The organism is Bartonella sp. TS82HLJMH (assembly GCF_042193495.1).
Taxonomy (GTDB): domain Bacteria; phylum Pseudomonadota; class Alphaproteobacteria; order Rhizobiales; family Rhizobiaceae; genus Bartonella; species Bartonella grahamii.
On sequence record NZ_JBHILU010000089.1, the window covers coordinates 1 to 406 of the forward strand.

Consider the following 406-nt stretch of genomic DNA (forward strand, 5'->3'; position numbering starts at 1 on the left):
CCTAAAGACTTCGCAACACTGCTGCCAAGAGAATAAAACTGATTACCCGCTACAGCATCGCTTGAAGTTGAAGTAATGTCTCCATTTGCAAGGGATGTAATCTTGCTATTGGTTTTGCTGTCCTTTTCCCCATGCGTTGCCACAAAGGCGCCTGTAGTCTTGTCCCACAACAAGGCGTCACCTTGAGCAAGGGTGATGTCTTTTTCAATCTCTTTAGTAATTTCATCCTTAACATTCTTGAATGTATCTTTAACGTTCTCGAATGAATCACCAACACCGGCAAAGGCAGATGCGACATCGGAATAAGGCTTCTCAGTCGCAGTGCCATCTTTATTGAAGGTTTTAACCTTGAATGTAGGAGCAGTCCATGCGCCATTCTCATAGCTAGCACTACCGCCTAAAGATT

Annotated in this window: 1 pseudogene; it reads right to left on the bottom strand. The window is 44.1% G+C overall.

Features of this window, described 5'->3' with window-relative positions:
- A pseudogene (locus tag ACFIKO_RS09400) lies at nt 1-406 on the bottom strand (adhesin); the annotation flags it as partial.